Source organism: Pedobacter sp. AC379, assembly GCF_979258145.1.
The window spans coordinates 3,159,228-3,182,226 of record NZ_OZ409839.1; the positions used below are offsets into that span (position 1 = coordinate 3,159,228).

Below are 22,999 nucleotides of genomic sequence, written 5' to 3' on the forward strand. Positions count from 1 at the left end.
AAAAAATTTGAGATAAAATTTAATATTTGGTATGTTTAATCAAAATTAACCAACAAACAGATTAACGCCTCTCCAATGTTTAAAGATCCCTTTTCCTTTTATGGCAGAATCCGCCGTACCGAATTAGCCTTAACGCAGATTTTCTATACGATTATTAACTTTTTTGTTATTATCCTGCAAGAAAATAAAACTTTTGGTAGCTGGATTGAAATTACGTTGCTTTTACCGCTCTATCTGTTAATTTCTCAGGGAGCAAAACGCTGCCATGATCTGGGTAAATCGGGCTGGTGGCAATTGATTCCTTTCTATGCAATTTTTATGTTTTTTGCAGCTGGTGATTATGGGCCAAATGAGTATGGTGATAATCCCAAGGGAGAAGGGAATGATAATTTTGATGCCTTTGGATATGATTTTAAATCAGGTAAAATGGCAGAAGCTAGCGCAAATAATATATCCCAAGAGTTGGAATAAACAAATACATTAAAGGCACATACTCAACCATTTACGCATATGGTATGTAAAACTATATTTTTTTACCTTCTTAATAGATTTACCCTCATAACAGGAATTTCTCTCCCAGGCTAAATTTTATCCATTTCATTAAACAATTCAATTGAGGAAAATCCCAACTATTCTGAATACTGCCATTTAAATTACTCCACATATTAAAATAAATGGCTAAATGTGAAACTATATCCTCTTACGGCTGTTGAACAACCAAATAAAATCAGAAAATATGAAGCATCATTTACAAACAGCTTTAATCCTTTTAATTACATTAACTTTTTCTCTTCAGGCCTGCAAAAAGAAAACGCCAGTTGATAATCCACCTGCGCCTACATCACAATTTGATATATATGCAGCTGGGAGAGAGGGTTATGTAGCCAAATACTGGAAAAATGGTAAAGCTGTAAATCTTGGTAGTGGTGTCGGCTCATCTGCTGCTAATGCCCTAGCCATAGCTGGTACTGATGTTCATATTGCCGGTTACGAAGTTAATGCACAAGGAAAATATGTGGCCAAATACTGGAAAAATGGAGTATCAACCTCACTTACCGATGGTAGCCGTGATGCTTTTGCGAATGACATATTTGTACAAGGAACTGATGTTTACATTGCCGGACAGGAAATTGCTCCCGGCAAATCGACCTACCAGGCCAAGTATTGGAAAAACGGTGTGCCGGTTGTTTTAACTAATGATACACAGCAGGCCATTGCCACGGGGATAGCCCTGATCGGGAATGATGTTTATGTTATCGGCGAGCGGAGAAACCTCGATTGGCTTACCTCTATCACGGTATATTGGAAAAATGGCCAGCTTTTTGACCTTACCGACAGAACTACAGGTGCTTCAGAGCAGGCAATTACAGTATCTGGAAGTGATTTATACTTATTATGGTCTGAAACCTATAACAACTCCGGCCAGTCGCGAACCAGCTACAGTAAAAATTTAGGTACCCCAATACTGATTAACGATGGTACCCCGGATGTGAGGGGAAACTCGATTTTTGTAAGTGGAAATGATGTTTATGTTGGCGGATCAGGCACTACAAATTTGAATAGTGCAATTATGGCTAAATACTGGAAAAACGGATCTCCAGTTATTTTATCCAACGGACCTGAAAGTGCTTTTGGTTTATCTATTGCAGTTTCGGGTTCTGATGTTTTTGTTGGTGGCTACCGCGATGGAGGTTCAGGATTTGCTCAATATTGGAAAAATGGAACAGTTATACCCCTAACAGATGGATCACAGGCTGCATTGATAAGTAAAATCGTTGTCATCAAGAAATTTTAATGTAGTATATAAATTGCCAATTATCAATGTCCATAATAATAAATGATGTTCAGTTTATTAAAAAACTTTATTACAGAAAGAAGTGAGGCATCAGAAGCTACACTAAATTTAATCTGCAGTCACTTTAAAATTGTAAAAGCCAAACGCAATGAAATACTTGTTGGTTTTGATGAAGTATGTAAGGGATATTATTTTATAAATGAAGGCTGTTTAAGGTTATTTACCTATAGTGATGATGGAAATCCAATTACACGATATTTTGGATTTAAAGGAGGATTCTGTACCGCATTACCAAGTTTCATTCAACAAAAATCTGCTCAGGAATATCTTCAGGCAATAGAAAAATCAGAACTGCTGTACATTAATCACAAGCATTTTTTCGAACTTGTAGATAGCGTTCCTCAATTTGCCATGATTTACCGCGAAATACTTGAACAGGGATTTATCAACGCACAAAAAAGAATTTATGGTTTTCAGGGTTTCGATGCGCTGCAAAAAGTGCGTTGGGCGATTGAATTTCAACCCGATTTTTTAATGCGGCTATCCAATAAAATGGCTGCATCATATTTAGGTATATCTCCATCTACGCTTAGCCGAATAAAAGCCAGAATGTAAATGTTGACCCAGGTCAACGTTTTTGCATAAATAGCGAGTTACCTTGGCTGCATGAAAATAAAGTATCCTTTATGCCTGCTTTTTCTTATTTCCTTAAACAATTTAATTGTTGCCCAGGTTAAAACCGCGAATATAAAACACTTCGAAAACCCAGTTTTACCTATCAATCTATATTTTACATCAAATACACAGCTTACCTTAAAAGCAGCTTATACCTTAACAGAAATTGCAAGAAATGCAGCAGCAACCTTAGGAAAAGATGTTAGTATTGCAATTCTCGATCAATATGGCGTTACCATATTGATTAGTCGTGGTGATGGGGTAGGCCCACATAATACCGAGGCCGCCCGCAGAAAAGCCTACACGGCACTCTCTACCAAAACAGCAACGCTTGCTCTAGCCAGGAAGGTGAGGGAAGACCACGACAGTGAAAACCTTGCCAATTTACCAGAATTGTTATTGCTTGGAGGCGGAGTGCCTTTGTGGTACGAAAACAAAGTAGTAGGAAGTATTGGTGTGGCAGGAGGCGGAAGTGCTGACAACGATGATAGAATCGCAAAAGCTGCTTTAAATGCAATTTCAGATATAAACAAAAATAGATAAAAAATGAAGAGAATAATTTTAAGTATCCTGTTGGCAACAATGCTCCAAATTGCGTATGGGCAAGAGCAAACTTACCAGTTATCAAGCCATATATTGGATGTTTCAACAGGATTACCAGCCCCCGGGGTTACAGTTCAATTAAATAAGTTGAATACAAAAACCAAAGTGTGGACTTTTGTTGCAGAAAAAGTTACTGATGAACAAGGAAGAATTAAAGATTTTTTAGATCAACAACAGGAAAACACAGGCATTTATAAGCTTACATTTTTGGTGCAGGATTATTTTTCCAATAAAAAAATCAAGAGCTTTTATCCGTTTATTGATGTGGTGTTCGAAATAAATGACAAAAAGCATTACCATGTTCCCATCACGCTTTCAGCCTATGGCTACTCTACCTACCGGGGAAGTTAAATCTGATTTCTAAACCTTGGGTTTAAGTATTAATAAAATATGCACCTTAATTTGCTGCCTGGAAAAATTGAATGTTAGATTTTTCCAGGCAAAGCATTATTTCAATTTATCCGGCAGCAGCTCCGGCAGAGTCACTTTGGTCATCTTCTTCTTCTTCATCTGGCCCGTTTTTGTAAATATTTCCTGCTAAAGTTTCAAAGCTTAATAGCTGAGTAAATTTCTTTTCTGCGTTTCCAAATGATGGTTTGTGGTTCTGGTTCATTTATTTTAAGTTATCATGGATCGAATAAGCTCGCCCATGCTTAAATTTATATTTATTTATCGGCCATTCAAAGTTCAAAAGAAAATAATTCCTAGTTATATCGAATTTAAAATGGCTTTAAAATGTTTGGGAAAATCTCTTAAATGTAAATATCTCGTTTTCAAATAGATTCAGTAATTATTTACCCAATTCATGATGAATCATATCGAAGGATTATTCCCGATGAAATAATGGGTGAATACACTTTTTTTTCTAATCTGCTTATTTCTGCCAGAAGGCGGCGTAACATTAACAACGCTCACATATTTTGTAGGGTCGCCTTGTGATTCATAAATGATCACTTCTGCATAATCTGGCTGTCTGATGGCATCAGGATGGTTTTTTAAGATCTCAAAATTTTTATTTCTTAGCTCGTTTAAAAATTGGTCCTTATCGGCAACAAATGGAATAAGAGGATTTGGAGTTCTTGCTTTCATCCAAGCATCATTCAACTCAGAAAATGGCTTGCTTACCTGTCCATTCCAAGCTACAACCAAACTTCCGCCTATAATCACTAAAAATTCTCCCAACCAGATTATCCAAAGCAAAATCCCGGAAACATTACCACTTCCCTGAATGCTAAAAGTGCCAACGTTGTTTAGCGCGATTATTTCGCGAAACAGAATGCTGGGATGTAAAAATAAAAAGCCCATATCTGCAAGTAACTGTTTCAGCTCAGCAGAACTTTGGTTAAAAGTAAAACCCTTTTGGCTGTACATTACGGCATCGAAGAAAACCCATTGCATATAAAATGCCAACAAACCACAAACGCAAGCAATAACCACAGCCGCCTTTAAGTTCCTTATTTTTCCTATTCTGATTCCCAAATCAATAGCTAAGCCTAACAACATGCCCAATGAAAACGCACATATTGCAATAAACCAGATATTGGGAATTAATTGCGACAGAATAATATAAAGTATGGAAAGTAATAAAGAAGCAACGATGCCTATACCAAGGGTAATTAAAATGCTGGAAGCAGAGGCATGCCCGGCAGGAGTGTATTTTTGGTCCATATGAGTGTTTTCAGATTTATGTTGAACAATGAGTAAAGGAATTTGTTTGTGACTGTAAGTAATACCCGCCACTAATTGCTTTAATAAGTATTATAATATTAGAAATGTTCAAACCTGGAGGCTACTATTTTGTTAATTGGGTTATGATATTTAAACTTCAAAAATGGCAGCTTGGTTTGGCCATCGGAATTGGTGCAGCAGCTGTGGCTGTTAATTTTGCGGCTTGCGTGTCTATTCCAAAAGGGGCGGTAGCCGTTAGTCCATTCCGTACCGATCGCTATTTGGGTAAATGGTATGAAATTGCACGAATGGATTTTAAATTTGAAAAAAATCTGGATCATGTAACTGCTGAATATTCAAAAAATGCTGACGGATCGATACGTGTGGTAAACAAGGGTTATAATTTTGTTGAAGAGAAATGGAAAGAAAGTGAGGGCAAAGCAAAGCTGGTTAAAGGACAGGAAAGTGCCCGTTTGAAAGTGTCCTTTTTTGGACCTTTTTATGCCGGATATAATGTTATCGCACTTGATCCCGATTATAAATACGCATTGGTTGCTGGAAATAACTTAAGCTATTTATGGATTCTTTCCCGTGATAAAGCGGTACCAGATGAAATCAAAGCCACCTACCTTAAAAAGGCCCAAAGTTTAGGTTATGATACAAATAAACTGGTGTGGACTAAGCAGAATTAGATTGATTTGCGACATTAATTTAGCTAATCACTTTTTTGTAACCGCTATCTTTACCGGATAGATTATACGATTATGAGCAACACAGATATTTTTGAAAAGTTACGTAATGGAGAAGCCATTTCGCCAAACGATCCAGATGCATATAAGATGTTACTGGCTTCTTATGCAACAAAAAAACTTTTGGTTCAAATGAATAATGCCACCGAACCAGAAGAAATCAGAAATTTTTTGAGTCAAATTACAGATGCTGAAATCGACAGCACTGTTAATGTGTTCACACCTTTGTATATAAATTACGGTAAGCATATTAAAATCGGTAAAAATGTATTCATCAACTTCGACTGTGTGTTTCTGGACTTGGGGGGAATAACCATTGATGACAATGTATTTATCGCTCCAAAAGTTAGTGTATTATCCGAAGGTCATCCTACCTCAATTGAAGATCGGCATACATTAATTCCAAAAGCAATTCACATTAAAAAAAATGCCTGGATAGGTGCAGGGGCAACAATCTTACCTGGAGTAACCATTGGAGAAAATGCCGTTGTTGCTGCCGGAGCAGTTGTTTCTAAAGATGTTGCACCAAATACAGTTGTTGGTGGCATACCGGCAAAATTTATAAAAAACATTTAAGCATAAAAAGCTTGTTTTAATTGCAAAAAGTGAAAATATCTTTTTAATCTTTTCTAATTAAGGTAGTCACTCTCGCCCAATGTGGTCCGCTCTCCGCCAACCACTTTTCCCTTTCCCCAATAATCATTACATTTGCTGGCAATGAGATACTTTGTATTGCTATTTTCTTTTTATCTGATCTTGCTGGGTATTACGCCTTGTCAGGATAGGGAAGATATGCTTACAAATAACCAGTTCGAAACCGTTGTTCATCATGATGCAGCCAAGGGAGAACATGCCGGAGGCGAAATGTGTCCGCCGTTTTGTAGTTGTGCCTGCTGCTCAGTAGCCCGGCATTTTCCTCTTGAAAAAAATGTTGTTGTTATGGCTTCCGTTTTTCAGCAATCTTACCCAGGCTTTTATTGTTCCGATTTAAAAAAACAGCCTGTTGATGTTTGGCAACCGCCTAAACTTGTTTAATCAATAATTTCTTCACCATGGCCCGGCCATTAGTTTAGTGGGCATTATGCAATAACCATAAGGTTACGTGCCAGGCTATGCCGCTATTTCCTAATTTTTGATTAATTACAACAATGCTGAACAAAATAATACTGTTCTCCATCAGGCAGAAATTACTGGTGGCGATTATGATGATGGCGTTAATTGCCTGGGGTATATACTCCCTAAAGCAATTGCCTATTGATGCACTTCCCGATATTACCAATAACCAGGTTCAAATTATTACCAATTCGCCAAGCAACGGTGCCGAAGATATCGAAAGGTTTGTAACCTATCCGGTAGAACAAACCATGGCAACCATCCCCGGAATTGAAGAAATTCGTTCATTTAGCAGGTTTGGCCTCTCCGTAGTAACGGTGGTATTTAAAGAAAATGTAGAAATTTATTGGGCACGCCAACAGGTAAGCGAAAGGCTTGCCGAAGTGGAACGGGCCATTCCAAAGGGGATAGGAACACCAGAAGTGGCACCTTTAACTACTGGTTTGGGCGAAATTTATCAATATGTTATCCACCCTAAAAAAGGATATGAAAAAAAATACGATGCAACCGAACTCCGTACCATTCAGGATTGGATAGTACGCCGTCAGCTTTTAGGTGTAGAAGGCATTGCCGATGTAAGCAGTTTCGGCGGGTACCTTAAACAATATGAGATTGCACTTAATCCTGATAAACTCAGGAGTATGGACATTTCCATCAGTAATATATTTTCGGCACTCGAAAAAAACAACCAGAATACCGGAGGTGCTTATATTGATAAGAAACCCAATGCCTATTTCATCAGAAGTGAAGGTTTGATTAAAAGCATTGAAGATATTGAAAACATTGTTGTAAAAACCAACAACAATAGCATTCCCGTACTGATCCGCAATGTAGCAGAAGTAAGAATTGGTGCCGCAACCCGATATGGTGCAATGACGAGGAACGACCAAGGAGAGGTTGTAGGTGCTGTGGTAATGATGCTTAAAGGAGCCAACTCATCAAAGGTAATTGCCAATGTTAAAACCAGGATGGCGCAAATTGCTAAAAACCTGCCGGAAGGTGTGGTAATTGAACCTTTTCTTGACCGTACAAAACTGGCAAACAATGCAATAGGAACTGTGGCCAAAAACCTGGCTGAAGGTGCGCTGATTGTTATTTTTGTATTGGTTTTGCTATTGGGCAACTTTCGCGCCGGACTCATAGTCGCTTCTGTAATTCCATTAGCCATGCTCTTTGCGGTGTGTTTAATGAATCTTTTTGGCGTAAGCGGCAACCTGATGAGCCTTGGTGCAATAGATTTCGGACTGATTGTAGATGGAGCCGTAATTATTGTAGAAGCATCGCTTCATCATTTGGGTATTCGAAAAAATAAGAACCGCTTAAACCAACACGAAATGGATGCGGAGATTTTTGAATCTGCTTCTAAAATCCGCAACAGTGCCGCTTTTGGCGAAATCATCATCCTCATTGTATATCTGCCCATTCTTGCACTTGTAGGCATCGAAGGTAAAATGTTCAGACCAATGGCGCAAACCGTGGCTTTTGCCATTCTTGGTGCATTTATACTATCATTAACTTATGTGCCAATGATGAGTGCCCTATGCCTGAATAAAACCATCAGCACCAAAAGAAATATTTCAGATAGGATCATGTCATATCTTCAACGGGTATATACACCCATGCTTAATTTTGCGATAAGGGCAAAACTTGTAGTTTTAGGTATTGCTTTAACGCTATTTGCAATCTCATTGGTTATCTTCAGCAACTTTGGGGCAGAATTTATCCCCACTTTGGAAGAAGGCGATTTTGCTGTAGAAACACGGGTATTAACTGGCAGCAGTTTGTCGCAAACCATCGAGGCCTCAACACGGGCAGCAAAGGTATTGAAAGCCAACTTTCCGGAGGTAAAAGAAGTAATCGGGAAGATTGGTTCAAGTGAAATTCCAACCGATCCAATGCCTGTTGAAGCATGCGATTTAATCATTATCCTGAAAGATAAAAGTGATTGGACGAGTGCTTCATCAAGAGATGGACTTGCCGAAAAAATGCAGCAGAAGTTAGAACAGTATATTCCGGGGGTAACTTTTGGCTTTCAGCAACCTATTCAAATGCGTTTTAACGAGTTGATGACGGGTGCGCGACAGGATGTTGTAATTAAAGTTTATGGTGAAGATTTTGCCAAGTTGGGCAGTTATGCATCAAAGATCGGTGCCATTGCAGGTAAAATAGAGGGTGCTCAGGATATTTATGTAGAACAGGCCTCAGGCTTACCGCAAGTGATTATTAAATTCCACAGGGATAAAATTGCACAATTCGGGCTAAATATTGAAGATGTAAATACCGCCATCCGCTCGGGTTTTGCCGGTGAGGTAGCAGGCCTTGTATTTGAAGGTGAGAAACGTTTCGACATGGTGGTGCGCCTTGAAAAGGAGAACAGGCAATCTTTGGAAGATGTAAAAAACCTTTTCGTAACTGCACCCAATGGCAATCAAATCACTTTAGAACAGCTGGCTGATATCCAATATAAGGAAGGACCAAACCAAATTCAGCGCGATGATGCAAAACGACGTATTACTGTCGGTTTTAATGTTCGTGGCAGGGATGTAGAAAGCATTGTTAAAGAAATTCAGCAAAAAATAGATCACAAAATTAAATTTGAGCCAGGTTACTATCCAACCTTCGGCGGAACGTTCGAAAACCTTCAGGCGGCCAATAAAAGGCTGAGTATTGCTGTTCCATTGGCATTGTTACTCATCCTGCTCTTACTCTACTTAACATTTTCATCAATTAAACATGCGCTGTTAATTTTTACAGCTATCCCATTATCTGCAATAGGTGGCATACTGGCTCTATGGGCCAGGGGGATGCCTTTCAGTATCTCTGCAGGTATCGGTTTCATCGCACTTTTTGGTGTAGCAGTGCTCAATGGAATTGTATTGATCAGCGAGTTTAACCGCTTAAAAAAAGAAGGAATGACAAATATCATCGAAATTATAAAAAAAGGAACCACTATAAGGCTGCGCCCTGTAATTATGACCGCTTTGGTAGCCTCACTTGGCTTTTTGCCAATGGCAATTTCTGGCGGTAGTGGGGCAGAAGTACAACGTCCGTTGGCAACGGTAGTAATAGGCGGCCTGCTTTCAGCCACATTACTTACCTTATTGGTATTGCCGATTCTCTACATTTGGGTAGATAAAATAGGAACAAGAAAACGCGGTACATCTTCTCTTGCAGGGGCGCTTGTTTTGATGATGTTTCTTTTTGGATTACCATCCGTTAAGGCACAAAGTACTGATATTACATTAAACCAGGCCATTTCATCTGCGCTCGAGCGAAACAAAACCATAAACAGTGCAAACCTCAACGTCGGTTTACAGGAGCAATTAAAAAAAACAGCTTTCGAAATGCCCAAAACGGATATTTCGATGCTTTACGGACAATACAACAGTTTGGTTAAAAACGATAAAAACTTTACCATTTCTCAAACGGTACCATTTCCAACACTTTTTACAGCCAATGCAGCTTTAGGTGATGAACGCATTAAAGCAGGTCAGTTTCAGGTTGCTGCTACTAAAAATGAGTTAATTTACCAGGTAAAAACCGTTTACACCAACCTTCAATACCTCTACACTAAAGAAAAACTGCTACAGCAACAGGATAGTATTTACAAGGGCTTTGTTAAATCAGCCTCGTTAAAATATAAAACTGGAGAAGGCAATCTCTTAGAAAAAGTAGCTGCTGAAACACAATTGAAAGATGTTCAAAACCAATTGGAACAAAATAATGCCGACATCGAAATTTACAAAAATCAGTTAAGTATACTTATTGGAGGGCCAATTAAAGAAATTGCAGAAAGGTATCTGAATGAGCAAAAAATGATCATTTTAACTGATAGTTTATCCGTTCAGGAAAATCCTTTATTGGCTTATTTTAAACAACAAATCGTTATTGCCGATAAACAGCGAAAGATAGAATTGGCAAAAGCATTGCCAGATATTACAGTGGGCTACTTTAACCAATCGCTTACCGGTTTCCAAAATGTGAATGGCTCAGAAGTGTATTTTAATCAAAATAAACGTTTCCAGGGTTTCCAGCTTGGACTAGCTGTTCCCTTGTTTTACAAATCGTATTCGGCAAAGGCAAAAGCAGCGGCTATAAGTAAAGATATCGCCACCACCGACCTTGAATTGCAAGAACGTAAACTAACAGGGCAGTTTCAACAAGTGCTTCAAGAATACCTTAAAAACCAACAGCGTTACGGTTATTACCAAACTTCGGCACTTGCCAATGCGGCATTAATCTTAAAAAACAGCAGAATTGCCTACCAAAATGGTGAAATTGGATACTCCGAATATCTCCTCAACCTTAAACAGGTAAATTCTATTTATGAAAGCAACCTGATGGCTCTGTTACAGGTTAATCAAAGCATTAACCACATCGAATTTTTGACTGGTAACCTTAAATCACTATAAAATTATAAACATGAAATCCATATATAAATATATAGTTCTAATCGTGGTAACGCTTTACCTTGCAGCATGCGGAAGCCCCAAAGAGGAAAATGCAGTAGAAAAAGAGCCTGTTCACCAAGAGAGCGATATGGTTACTTTAACGCCAGAGCAGCACAAACTTGCCGGAATTACCCTTGGTGAGATTGAACTTAAAGCATTAAGCGGAACAACGAAAGTAAACGGAATGCTCGATTTGCCTCCCCAAAGTTTGGTTTCAATCTCTACACCGCTAGAGGGCATTGTAAAAAGCACGGATATGCTTCAGGGCATGAAGGTAAAAAAAGGTGCTTTGGTTGCAGTAATGCAAAATCCCGAATTTATTCAGATGCAGCAGGATTATTTGGATTATAAAAGTCAGCTGCAATTTTTAAAACAAGAGTTAGATCGGCAGGAAGAACTGGCCAAAGAAAACGTAAATTCAAAAAAAGCATTGCAAAAAGCCCGGAGCGAATACCAAAGTGTAAGTGCCCGATTGCTTGGTCAGCGGTCTAAACTTTCGCTTATAAACATCAGTTTTGCTGCGCTTGAGAAAGGTGAGATTCTAAAAACTTTTAACCTTTATGCGCCTATGGCAGGTTACGTAACACAAGTAAACACCAATATCGGTGCTTTCGCGAGTACTACGGATGAACTTTTTAAAATTGCCGATACCGAACATTTACATGCAGAACTTACCGTGTTCGAAAAAGATGTACCCAAACTAAAAATTGGCCAAAAAGTGCGGTTTACTTTAGCGAACGAAGATAAAGAGCGCATGGCTACCGTGCACCTGATCGGCAGGGAAATTAGTAAAGAGCGTACTGTACAGGTGCATTGCCACCTTGACAAAGAAGATACGCAACTGCTGCCTGGCATGTACCTCAAAGCTTATGTAGAAAGTGGTACCAATAAGGTAGAAGCTTTGCCCGATGCCGCCATTGTTGAATTTGAAGGTAAAAAATATGTATTTATAGAAAAATCTGCTTCAAAATCAGCCTTTCATTACCAATTGATAGAGGTGAAAACAGATGTATCAGAAAATGGCTTTACTCAGGTATCATTTGCAGAAGCACTTACCAAACCGAAAATAGTGGTAAAAGGAGCTTATGATTTATTGAGCAAAGTTAAAAACGAAGAAGAGGAAGGACACTAATTGAACAACTCTTCATTTCGCGTAACCGTCATTTCGACCGTAGTGGAGAAATCTTTGAACATGTTTCTGTGCAGCTTTAAAAGATTTCTCGGCTGCGCTGCGCTTCGCTCGAAATGACGGAAATAGCGATAAATCCTCGTGTAATCGTCATTTCGACCGTAGTGGAGAAATCCTTGAACATATTTGTGCAGCTTTAAAAGATTTCTCGGCTGTGCTGCGCTTCGCTCGAAATGACGGAAAGAGCGATAAATCCTCGCGTAATCGTCCTTCCCAACCCGATAGCTATTGGGTTGATTGGGAATCTTAATGCTTAAATATTGCCTGAGTTGTAAGATCCCCGCCTGCGCGAGGATGACGACCGGTGATTAAATACTAGTCTAATCGTCATTTCGACCGTAGTGAAGAAATTTTTGAACATATTTGTGCAGCTTTAAAAGATTTCTCGGCTGCGCTTCGCTCGAAATGACGGAAATAGCGATATATCGTCATTCCCAACCCGATAGCTATCGGGTCGGTTGGCGATCTTAATGCTCAAATATTGCCTGAGTTGTAAGATCCCCGCCTGCGCGAGGATGACGACCGGTGAATTAAATACTAGTCGAACCGTCATTTCGACCGTAGCGGAGATATCTATGAACATGTTTGTGTGCATCTTTAAACGATTTTCCGGCTGCGCTGCGCTTCGCTCGAAATGACGGAAATAGCGATAAATCCTCCTCGAACCGTCATTTCGACCGAAGTGGAGAAATCTTTGAACGTGTTTCTGTGCAGCTTTAAAAGATTTCTCGGCTGCGCTGCGCTTCGCTCGAAATGACGGAAAAAGCGATAAATCCTAGTGTAATCGTCATTTCGACCGTAGTGGAGAAATCTTTGAACATGTTTCTGTGCAGCTTAAAAGATTTCTCGGCTGCGCTGCGCTTCGCTCGAAATGACGGAAAGAGCGATAAATCCTAGTCTAATCGTCATTTCGACCGTAGTGGAGAAATCTTTGAACGTGTTTCTGTGCATCTTTAAACGATTTTCCGGCTGCGCTGCGCTCGAATGACGGAAAGAGCGATAAATCCTCGCGTTACCGTCCTTTAGATTTGTCTAAGTATTTTATTTAGGGATTAATTGAAATTACGATTAGTTTAGCTATGACTAAAATATTTAAAATGTTACCTAACCGGTAGCGGCACATTAATGATTCGTCAAGGTTTTTATGCCTATGGAATGATGCAATCCGCTACCGGTTTTTCTCCCTTAGTGACCAGATAACAATTAGGGAATTACCCATTATTAAGGACTTGGATCGATGGGCTGGAATTAGGTAACTGTTGCAAACATAAAAATAATAAGATGATTGTCACTACAAAATTCTTCATCGGTATCGATGTTTCAAAACCTTATTTCGATGCTTCCCTTATGGCGGTTGTCAGCCATGTAAAACAGGCTGTCGATACTGCCCGATTTGATAACAGTATCACAGGGATCAAAGCTTTTGACAGGTGGCTCAAGAGCCATAGGGTTACTATGGATGAACATTCACTTGTTGTGATCGAAAACACCGGTATCTATCACCGCCTGATCTGGTCTTTCTGCAGCAAGAAAAATCTTCCCATCCACATTGGCAATGCGGCACACATCAAGTGGAGCTTTGGGATAGCCAGGGGAAAGAATGACAGGATAGACAGCCTTCGCTTATGCAACTATGCCTATCGGGAATCAGACTCTTTGACTGCCACACCTCCGTTAGACCCTGTTCTGATACACCTGAAGGACTTTATATCTGCCAGGACAAAGCTGTTGAAGCAGATAACCAGTCTAAAAGTTTCCATTAAAGAGCTGGGAAATGTAAATGAGAAGCCACATCAGAAGCTCATTGAGAGATCGCTGAAATCAGCCATCGATGGAATAGCCCGGTCCATCAAGAATATTGAAATGGAGATCAGAAAAATAATAGGAGAAAACAGGGCTTTCAAAAGCAATTACGAACTTCTGGTCAGCATACCGGGAATAGGACACGTGACTGCCATATACCTTATTGGATGCACAGCTAATTTTGCAGGTAGCCCAAGCGGAAAACAACTGGCCTGTTATGCAGGGGTAGCCCCATTTGAGCACAGCAGCGGCATTAGCATAAAGGGCAAACCAAGAGTTCATAGGATGGCAAACAAGGAACTAAAAAGACTATTGCACCTGTGCGCCTTGTCCGCTATCCAAAATAATCCAGAAATCAGGAACTATTATAACAGAAAAAAGGATGAGGGAAAACATAGCATGAGTATTCTAAACGCCGTTAGAAACAAAATAGTGCTTAGGGTAGCCTCGGTAATAAAAAAACAAACACCGTTCAAAAACAACTATAATTTAGCCGCATAAAATTTGTAATTGTCATAACAATCATTTCGACCGTAGTGGAGAAATCCTTGAACATGTTTGTGCAACTTTAAAAGATTTCTCGCCTGCGCTGCGCTCGAAACAGGCCATCATTAAATCGTCATACCAAACTTCAATACCAATTTTAATGCAGTTTTTTAGTTCTATCACTTCGAATACACAACCCCTAATTTCTACTTATCCATTAAAGCTCATTGTAAAATAAATAAGGCATTATTATTGTTCAAGGCAGAGCAGCGTTGTTTTTAAAAAATTAGCGTAATTTTATAACCATAAAACCAAACAATTTTCAGTTTTAAACATTTTAAACAAATGCATTTCCCTCATAACCACAAATTACCACAATCCCGCTCCACACATGAACTATAAACAATTGCAGGAAGATGTACAAAAGCATGTTAGCGATTACTTCCATACCCACAGCGATCCGCGATTGGTTTATCATAATCTGGAACATACTCAGGAAGTTGTACATGCGGCACAACAGATTGCCAACCACTACCAGCTAAATGAGCAAGATTTTTTCACCATAACTGTAGCCGCCTACTTCCACGATACAGGTTATTTTGAAGATGCCTTAAACCATGAGGCTAAAGGTGCCGAACTTGCCGACCAGTTTTTGGCCAAACACAAAGTAAATCAGGAAGTTCGTGATAGTGTTAAAAGCGCCATATTGGCGACCAAAATTCCTCAGCATCCTAAAAATGAAATCGATAAGATTATTTGCGATGCAGATCTTTTCCATATAGGGTTATCTGATTTCCGAGCGAAAGGAAAACTGATGCACAAAGAAAACGAGTTGATCTATAAAAAAGACATCAGCAAACTCGATTGGCGTAAAAAAGATATCCAGTTTATGGAATCTCACCATTACCATACCGATTATGCCAATTTGTTGCTAAGTGATCAGAAACAGAAAAATATCGATAAGCTGAAAAGTAAATTAACCGCACAGGAAGAAATCAGCACAGAACTCGAAGAACCTAAAAACTTTGCACCTGAAATTGTAAAAGAGAAAAAGAAAAAGGATAAAGACGACCGTCCAGACAAAGGAATTGAAACCATGTTCAGGATTACTTCGGCAAATAACCAGCGTTTGAGCGATATGGCCGATAATAAAGCACATATCCTCATTACTGTAAATTCAATCATGCTATCGTTGATTGTGAGTTTGTTGCTAAGGCGGTTAGAAGATCACGGCAACCTGATTATACCAACCTTTATATTATTAATGGTGAGTTTAACCTGTGTAGTGGTGTCCATCCTGTCCACCCGTCCATCCATTCCTAAAGGAGAATTTACTCAAGAAGATATGGACAATAAAAAAGTTAATCTCCTGTTTTTCGGTAATTTCTATAAAATGAGTTTGCCGAGCTATACCGATGGAATGATTAAGGTAATGAACGATAAAGATTTTCTATACGGAACATTAATTACCGATGTTTACTCGCAGGGTGTGGTTTTAGGCCGTAAATACAAATTAATCCGCCTGGCATATAACATTTTTATGTTTGGCTTAATTGCAGCAGTATTGGCTTTTGTAATCGCTTACGCAGCTTACGGTAAACTTTAATGGAACAAATTACAGAAACCTCTTTTTTTAACAGAGATTTAAGCTGGTTAAAATTTAACGAGCGTATTTTGATGGAAGCCGAGCGGAATAACGTTCCGTTACTCGAACGAATTAAATTTTTGTCTATATTTTCTTCCAATCTAGATGAGTTTTATCGTGTTCGGATGCCTGTATTACTGGCCCTCGAAAAGTTGAGCAATAAGGAAAATAATGACATCAGAATTGACGATAATTTACTAAATACCGCCAATCAGCTAATTTCCGATCAACAACAACGATATGGCGTTGTTCTAAAGTCTGATATCATTCCTCAGCTGAAAGAAAATAAAATAAATTTAATTTATGGTCAGCCCTTTCCAGCAGAAATTCAGAAAAGCATCACACGGTATTTTTTAAGTCAGGTAATGGCTTTTCTGCAATCTGTTTACGTTGATCAAAACACCGATTTTTTTCCTTCAAACAATGAGCTGTACTTCCTGGTTACGCTAAAAAAAGAGCTTGATGCCGAAGTTATCATTTTAAACATCCCTTCCAATCAGCTGCCCCGTTTTTATAAGGTAGAAGCCGAAGGCGAAACCTTTATCGTTTTTTTGGATGATATTGTCCGCTTTCATTTAGACCGTATTTTTCCTGAAGGAGAAGTTACAGGTTGCTACAGTTTCAAAATTACAAGGGACGCCGAAATTGATCTTAAAGATGAATATTCAGGCAGTTTGTCAGAACAATTGGAAAAACAATTGCTTAAACGCGATGCAGGTTTAGCTACACGCTTTCTGCATCAGCCAGGCATACCAGCAAATGTTTTCGAGCTGCTAAAAAAACTTTTCAATTTAAAGAAAGCCAACAGGATAGAAGGCGGGCAATACCACAACCTGAAAGATTTTATGGGTTTCCCGGTAAATGTGCCCCAGCTTTCCAACCAAAATTGGCCAAAACTTTGCAATACCGATGTAATTGAAGGATCGCTGACAGAGGCAATTTATAAAAACGACATAATTGTACATACACCTTATCAAAGTTACGATAGCGTATTGCGCTTTTTTAACGAAGCCGCCATTGATGCTGATGTTAAGGAAATTTATGTGACGCTATACCGCGTGGCCAGCGATTCTAAAATTGTAAATGCCTTAATCAGTGCAGCCAAAAATGGTAAAAAAGTTACGGTTTTGGTAGAGCTTAAAGCCCGTTTTGATGAAGCCAACAACATCAAATGGGCTAAAAAAATGAAAGAAGTTGGTGTAAACATTATTTATAGTGTAACAGCTTTAAAAGTACACGCCAAAGTAGCACTGGTAAAAAGGCAGATAGGCGATAGAATGCGCTATTCGGGTTTGTTTGCCACCGGTAACTTTAACGAAAGCACCGCTGCATTTTACACCGACCATATTTTAATGACAGCCAATAAGGAAATGCTCCGAGAAGTGGAGTTGCTTTTTATCTTTTTGGCCAAAAGAGTTAAACCAAGTAGTGCAGATCTCATTAATTTTAAGCATTTATTGGTGGCGCAGTTTAATCTGCAGCAGGTTTTTCTTCAATTGATTGATAAAGAGATAGAACATGCCAAACAAGGTAAAGCATCGGGCATTACCATTAAAATGAACAACCTCGAAGAAAAAGTATTGATTAACAAACTTTACGAAGCATCCGAGGCAGGTGTAAAGGTAGAAATGATTGTGCGGAGCATTTGCCGCTTAATTCCAGGTGTAAAAGGAATGAGCGAAAACATTAAGGTAACGCGCATTGTTGACCGTTATTTAGAACACGGACGGGTTTTTATCTTCCATAATTTAGGGAAAAATGATGTTTACCTCGGCTCGGCAGATTGGATGAACCGGAACATTTATCGAAGAATAGAGGTTTGTTTCCCGATTTACAATGAACAGATTAAAGAAGAAATTTTAGCCATTATCGAAATACAAAAACAAGATAATGTGCAGGCAGTTTGTATAGATGATAACATGAATAACATTCCCGTAAAAAGTGGCGGGATTCTTGTCCAGTCTCAACATGATATTTATGCATTATTGAAAAATAAATAACGCATGATTTTACTTATTGATGAGCTGTGATAACACAGACCATTAAAATTAATTTGTACCCTTATGAAATACAATAAAACTTTCCTTGCTTCCAGTTTACTACTTTCAGCCGCCTTTTTAGGCCTATCCTGCGTTAATGGTAACCGCAATGATAAAAAAAGTGATTCTACTGAAACAGTATCAACAAGTAGTGCTACAAAATCAGATTTTCCTTACGATTTATCTGCGCCCGTTAAATACAACATGCCACATAACCTCTTTGAAATTTCTGGAATTGTGTTTCATAACGGCGACCCAAAAGAAGTTTTTGCTATCCAGGATGAGGATGGAGATCTTTTTCACCTGGGTTTAAGCGATAAGGATTCTAAATACACCAAATTTGGAGGTAAAGGCGATTACGAAGATCTAACCATCATTAACAATTATATTATTGTTTTAAAAAGTAATGGTGAGCTGCATACATTTCCGATTTCTGAAATTAACAAACCCGAGGTTGCCAATGTTGTTAAAACCAAAGATCTTGTTCCAAAGGCAGAATATGAAGGTTTGGCTGCGGATGAAAAAAACAACATGGTTTATGTGCTAACAAAAGATAGCAAGCCAGATTCAAAGGCAAAAGCATCAAGTATTTATGGCTTTAAGGTTGGAACTGATGCCACATTAACCCCTGCCGGAGAATTTAGCCTTTCGCATAAAGCGATTGAAAAAGCATCAGGAAGTTCGAAATCAAGGTTCCGCCCATCTGCACTGGCTAAAAACCCAAAAACGAACGAGTGGTATGTGCTTTCTTCAATAAATAAAATGATTGTGGTAACCGATTCCGATTTTAACGTAAAGGCAACATATCCATTGGATGGCAACCTTTTTAACCAGCCAGAAGGGATAGCTTTCGATCGCGATAATAACCTCTACATCTCTAATGAAGGCGGAACCCTGGCGGCCGGTAACATTTTGATGTTTAAATTGAAAAAATAAAGGTTGGTGTTGTTTCCTCAAATCTTGCGTCATGCTGAATTTATGTAAGCGTCTTTTCCACAGGAAAGACCCTGAATTGAATTCAGTGTGACGTTATTATGGAATAAAATCCAAAAACATAATAATTTTAAAATAACTATATTTATACAAACGCTGAGTCTATGATCAAAAGATTTACTCTTTTTACAATTTTATTTTTAATCAATTTCATTGCCATTGCTCAGGATGATGTAAAATATCGGGTCATTCTCTTTGGGGATGCAGGGGAAATGAACCCTGCCCAAATGCAGGATCTCAAAAATGCTGCAAAGCAGATTCTTCCAAAAAAAACCACCGTTGTTTACTTGGGTGATAATATTTATCCAACCGGTATGGGGCTTCCGGGAAGTTTGGAAGAAGAAGAAACTAAAAAAATCCTCCGTTCACAATTCGAACCCATGCGTAAAATGGGGGCAGCAGTTTATTTTGTTCCCGGTAACCATGATTGGGATAAATCCGGCCCCAAAGGTTTGGCAAAAATTAAAGCACAGGGTGACTATCTTAGCGCACAAAACGATCCTTTACTTAAGTTAATTCCTGCAAACGGATGTCCTGATCCCGTTGCCATTAAACTTACCGATAAATTAACCATTATTGCCTATGATAGCGAATGGTGGGTTTTTCCTTATAATAAATCCAATCCAAATGGCGAGTGCGATTGCCGTAGCAAAGATGAGGTTTTAGTTAAAATGGAGCAGCTGTTAGAAGAAAATAAAGATAAAGTAATCCTGTTGGCTTCTCACCATCCATTTCAAAGTTATGGGCCACATGGAGGTTATTTTAACCTGCGCAATCACCTCTTTCCCTTAACTTCACTTAATAAAAATCTATACATCCCAATGCCTGTTTTAGGCTCTGTTTACCCAATGTTGCGTTCAACATTACTGAGTCCAGAAGATTTAAATCATCCTGCTTATAAGGATATGATCAAATCAATAACAGGCGTATTTGGTGATTATCCAAATGTTACCTACGTTGCCGGGCACGAGCATGGCTTACAATTAATTAAAGGAAAACAGTTACAGATTATTAGCGGTTCAGGTTCAAAAGTATCGCCAAACAAAGAAGGCAAAACTTCGCTTTTTCACGAAATGCAACAAGGCTATGTAGTAGCCGATCAGCTAAAAAACAACGATATGCGTTACGAATATTATATATATTCCGATACCAGCGTTAAAAAAGTATACAGTTACATCAAAAAGTTCGAAACCATTCCTCAAAAGGTAAGAAACAGAGATAAACCACTCACTGCCGATAGTATTTTTGTTCGTGTTAAACCAGAATACGATAGTGTTGGGCGTTTTCACCGCTACGTTTTTGGTGAAAATTACCGTAAAGAATATGCTGCACGAACGAAAGTGCCAGTTTTAAGGGTTTCGCAGATGATGGGTGGCTTAAAGGCTACACAGCGTGGCGGAGGAAATCAATCGCGCTCATTACGATTGGAAGATAAAAACGGCAAAGAATATGTGCTGCGGAGTGTAGAAAAATATCCGGAAGTGCTTTTGCCAGCAGCCCTGCGCGAAACTTTTGCTAAAGATGTAATTAAAGATAATATGTCGGCCCAGCATCCGTTTTCGGCCCTTGTAGTGCCCGAATTGGCCAAAGCTGGCGGTATTGCGCACAGTAACCCGATTATTGGATGGGTTTCACCCGATGATAATCTTGGAGAATTTGAATCCGCATTTGCCAATACCCTTTGTTTATTCGAGGAAAGAGAACCTACGGGAGAATCGGACAGTTCGCCAAAAATGGACAAAAAACTAACGGAAGATAATGACAATAAACTAGATGGCCCAGCCTGGGTTAAAGCCAGGGCATTTGATGTTTTACTGGGCGATTGGGACAGGCACGAAGACCAGTGGCGTTGGAAAGAGACCAAAACCAAAGATGGATCCTTGTATTCGCCGGTTCCGAGAGATCGCGACCAGGTATTTTTCAGATCAGACGGCTTTTTACAGCGTTACACCCAATCATCTTCACTTTTGCCAATGATGCAAGGCTATGAACGTGGCATCAAAAATATCAATTGGTTTTTATGGGAAGGTAGAGAAATAAGCAGCCGCTGGACGGCAAACATTGATGAAGAAGAATTTGATAAAATTGTAAAAGATTTTTGTGCAAACTACAACGATGCCGTTTTTGAAAAAGCATTAAAAAAGCTTCCTCAGCCAAGTTATTCGCTACACCACGATGCCTTTTTGGCGCAAATGCGCAACAGGATAGCCACTTTGCCAAAGTTAATGAACCAGTATTATCATTTCTTTAACCGGATTGTGGATATTGAAGTAACCAATAAAAACGAACTCATCCAGATTTCTGATGCTGCTGATAATGGTTTGCGTGTTAAAATCAACAAAATTTCGAAAGAAGGCAATATTAAAGATGAACTTTTCGACCGTAAATTCGATCCCAAGGTAACAAAGGAAATTAGGGTTTACATGCACAATGGTAACGACAGTTTAATCCTGAACAATAAAAATTCGAACATCAAATTGAGGATTATAGGCGGCAAAGGAAACAAGGTTTATGATTTTGCAAACAGTAACGGTCTGGTAAAATTATACGGTAGAAAAGATAAAGCCACTTATAATGGAGAAGATGCCAGTAAAATCAGAAAAATAATTTCGAACGATACCTCTAATTTTAGCTACATCCCAAAAGATATGTATCGCCGCAGTTCTTGGTTGTTAAATGCAGGTTATAATCAGGATGATGGTATTTTATTGGGATTAATTTACAAACAAACCAATCCTGGTTTCAGAAAACAGCCTTATGGCAATTCACAAACCATCTCTTTTCTTCATTCTTTCTCTACAAAAGCTTTTAGGTTTAACTACAAAGGCGAATGGTTAAAAGCATTAGGCAAAGCCGATTTTGTTTTAAAAGCTGATGCTTTTGCTCCTAACAATACACAAAATTTCTTTGGTCTGGGCAATGAAACACCATTTAATGATGGAGACAACATCAGGTATTACCGCGCACGCTTTAACCTCTATCAGGTAGATGCAGCAATCAGGTGGCGCCGTCCGAAATCTACTTTTAGTGTTGGCCCCTCTTGGCAGTATTATAAGTATAACAAAGAAGATAACGATGGCCGCTTTATCGAAAATCCTTCGCTTTTGCACTCCGCTGATTCTTTAACAGTACGTAACGAAAAGATGTTTGCAGGTGCTTTTATAAACTTTACCAACAATACCCGCGATAACGATTTATTGCCAACCTTAGGGAGTTACGTAGATTTTAAGCTTTTAGGATATAAAGGAGTTAACAAATATTCCAATTCTTATGGACAGTTTACCGCAAGCATTGCTTTATATAAAAACCTCGATGGCAGAAAAAACTTCATTTTGGCAGATCGTTTTGGCGGAGGAGTAACCATTGGCAAACCAGCGTTTTATCAGGCACTTTATCTTGGCGGACAAGGCAATTTACTCGGTTATCGCCAGTTTAGATTTGCCGGTGAGCATACCTTTTATAACAACTTAGAGCTTAGGGCCAAACTTGGCGATCTAGTAAGTTATGTTTTACCCGGCCAAATTGGCTTATTGGGTTTTTATGATGTTGGCAGGGTATGGAAACGTGACGAAGCATCAACATTATGGCACCACGGCGTAGGAGGGGGCGTTTATTTTGCCCCGGCATCACTCACAGTTGTGCGATTTGTGATGGGACACTCTACTGATGGCTGGTATCCATACGTATCACTTAATTTTAGGTACTAAATTTGTGTAACATATTAATAGATGTAATATCCAAGTATTACGTTCAGCAGACTAACATTGCTTTGAGGAGTTTGTATCTTTGC

At 38.9% G+C, this 22,999-nt stretch carries 17 protein-coding genes; 15 read left to right on the forward strand and 2 right to left on the reverse strand.

The window, feature by feature from the left end:
• Positions 1-75 precede the first annotated feature (75 nt).
• The 5 genes from ACZZZW_RS14135 to uraH all read left to right on the forward strand — a co-directional run bounded on the left by ACZZZW_RS14135 (position 76) and on the right by uraH (position 3,424).
• On the forward strand, positions 76-471 hold the full coding sequence (locus ACZZZW_RS14135; protein WP_463494262.1) for a DUF805 domain-containing protein: 396 nt from the start codon (positions 76-78) through the stop codon (positions 469-471).
• Between the two features lie 265 nt (positions 472-736).
• Positions 737-1,795 (forward strand): Kelch repeat-containing protein, encoded by a 1,059-nt coding sequence (locus tag ACZZZW_RS14140; protein ID WP_463494264.1) that lies wholly within the window; start codon positions 737-739, stop codon positions 1,793-1,795.
• Positions 1,796-1,837: 42 nt separating this feature from the next.
• Complete coding sequence (locus tag ACZZZW_RS14145; RefSeq protein ID WP_463494266.1) at positions 1,838-2,410, forward strand: Crp/Fnr family transcriptional regulator; 573 nt, start codon at positions 1,838-1,840, stop codon at positions 2,408-2,410.
• A 51-nt stretch (positions 2,411-2,461) separates the two neighbouring features.
• Positions 2,462-3,013 (forward strand): GlcG/HbpS family heme-binding protein, encoded by a 552-nt coding sequence (locus ACZZZW_RS14150; RefSeq protein WP_463494268.1) that lies wholly within the window; start codon positions 2,462-2,464, stop codon positions 3,011-3,013.
• Between the two features lie 3 nt (positions 3,014-3,016).
• A complete protein-coding gene (gene uraH, locus ACZZZW_RS14155; RefSeq protein ID WP_463494270.1) occupies positions 3,017-3,424 on the forward strand; it encodes a hydroxyisourate hydrolase in 408 nt (135 codons plus the stop codon).
• Positions 3,425-3,530: 106 nt separating this feature from the next.
• Here the strand turns inward: uraH and ACZZZW_RS14160 are convergent, their stop codons facing one another.
• Both ACZZZW_RS14160 and ACZZZW_RS14165 read right to left on the reverse strand, forming a co-directional pair.
• The gene (locus ACZZZW_RS14160; protein ID WP_463494272.1) at positions 3,531-3,686 is read right to left on the reverse strand and encodes a hypothetical protein; all 156 of its coding nucleotides are present in this window, start codon (positions 3,684-3,686) and stop codon (positions 3,531-3,533) included.
• Positions 3,687-3,886: 200 nt separating this feature from the next.
• Positions 3,887-4,741: a hypothetical protein gene (locus tag ACZZZW_RS14165; RefSeq protein WP_463494274.1), complete on the reverse strand. Its 855-nt coding sequence runs from the start codon at positions 4,739-4,741 to the stop codon at positions 3,887-3,889.
• Positions 4,742-4,884: 143 nt separating this feature from the next.
• On the opposite strand from ACZZZW_RS14165, the gene ACZZZW_RS14170 reads away from it, so the two are divergent.
• The 10 genes from ACZZZW_RS14170 to ACZZZW_RS14215 all read left to right on the forward strand — a co-directional run bounded on the left by ACZZZW_RS14170 (position 4,885) and on the right by ACZZZW_RS14215 (position 22,916).
• Positions 4,885-5,433, forward strand: a complete 549-nt coding sequence (locus ACZZZW_RS14170) for a lipocalin family protein (protein WP_463494276.1) — start codon at positions 4,885-4,887, stop codon at positions 5,431-5,433.
• A gap of 72 nt (positions 5,434-5,505) precedes the next feature.
• Complete coding sequence (locus ACZZZW_RS14175; RefSeq protein ID WP_463494278.1) at positions 5,506-6,066, forward strand: DapH/DapD/GlmU-related protein; 561 nt, start codon at positions 5,506-5,508, stop codon at positions 6,064-6,066.
• A 141-nt stretch (positions 6,067-6,207) separates the two neighbouring features.
• Positions 6,208-6,525 carry a DUF6660 family protein gene (locus ACZZZW_RS14180; protein ID WP_055911619.1) on the forward strand — a complete coding sequence of 106 codons (318 nt, stop codon included), beginning with the start codon at positions 6,208-6,210 and terminating at the stop codon, positions 6,523-6,525.
• A gap of 113 nt (positions 6,526-6,638) precedes the next feature.
• The gene (locus tag ACZZZW_RS14185; RefSeq protein ID WP_463494280.1) at positions 6,639-11,015 is read left to right on the forward strand and encodes a CusA/CzcA family heavy metal efflux RND transporter; all 4,377 of its coding nucleotides are present in this window, start codon (positions 6,639-6,641) and stop codon (positions 11,013-11,015) included.
• 10 nt (positions 11,016-11,025) lie between these two features.
• Complete coding sequence (locus ACZZZW_RS14190; RefSeq protein WP_463494282.1) at positions 11,026-12,186, forward strand: efflux RND transporter periplasmic adaptor subunit; 1,161 nt, start codon at positions 11,026-11,028, stop codon at positions 12,184-12,186.
• A gap of 1,338 nt (positions 12,187-13,524) precedes the next feature.
• Positions 13,525-14,547, forward strand: coding sequence for an IS110 family RNA-guided transposase (locus ACZZZW_RS14195; protein WP_463494156.1), 1,023 nt, complete (start codon positions 13,525-13,527; stop codon positions 14,545-14,547).
• A gap of 376 nt (positions 14,548-14,923) precedes the next feature.
• Positions 14,924-16,138 (forward strand): Pycsar system effector family protein, encoded by a 1,215-nt coding sequence (locus ACZZZW_RS14200; protein ID WP_463494283.1) that lies wholly within the window; start codon positions 14,924-14,926, stop codon positions 16,136-16,138.
• Positions 16,138-18,177 carry a polyphosphate kinase 1 gene (gene ppk1 / locus ACZZZW_RS14205; RefSeq protein WP_463494285.1) on the forward strand — a complete coding sequence of 680 codons (2,040 nt, stop codon included), beginning with the start codon at positions 16,138-16,140 and terminating at the stop codon, positions 18,175-18,177. Before ACZZZW_RS14200 ends, ppk1 begins: the two co-directional genes overlap by 1 nt.
• Positions 18,178-18,240: 63 nt before the next feature.
• Entirely contained in the window at positions 18,241-19,152 is a 912-nt protein-coding gene (locus ACZZZW_RS14210) for an SdiA-regulated domain-containing protein (RefSeq protein WP_463494287.1), read from the forward strand.
• A gap of 161 nt (positions 19,153-19,313) precedes the next feature.
• The gene (locus tag ACZZZW_RS14215; RefSeq protein ID WP_463494289.1) at positions 19,314-22,916 is read left to right on the forward strand and encodes a BamA/TamA family outer membrane protein; all 3,603 of its coding nucleotides are present in this window, start codon (positions 19,314-19,316) and stop codon (positions 22,914-22,916) included.
• Positions 22,917-22,999: the final 83 nt, after the last annotated feature.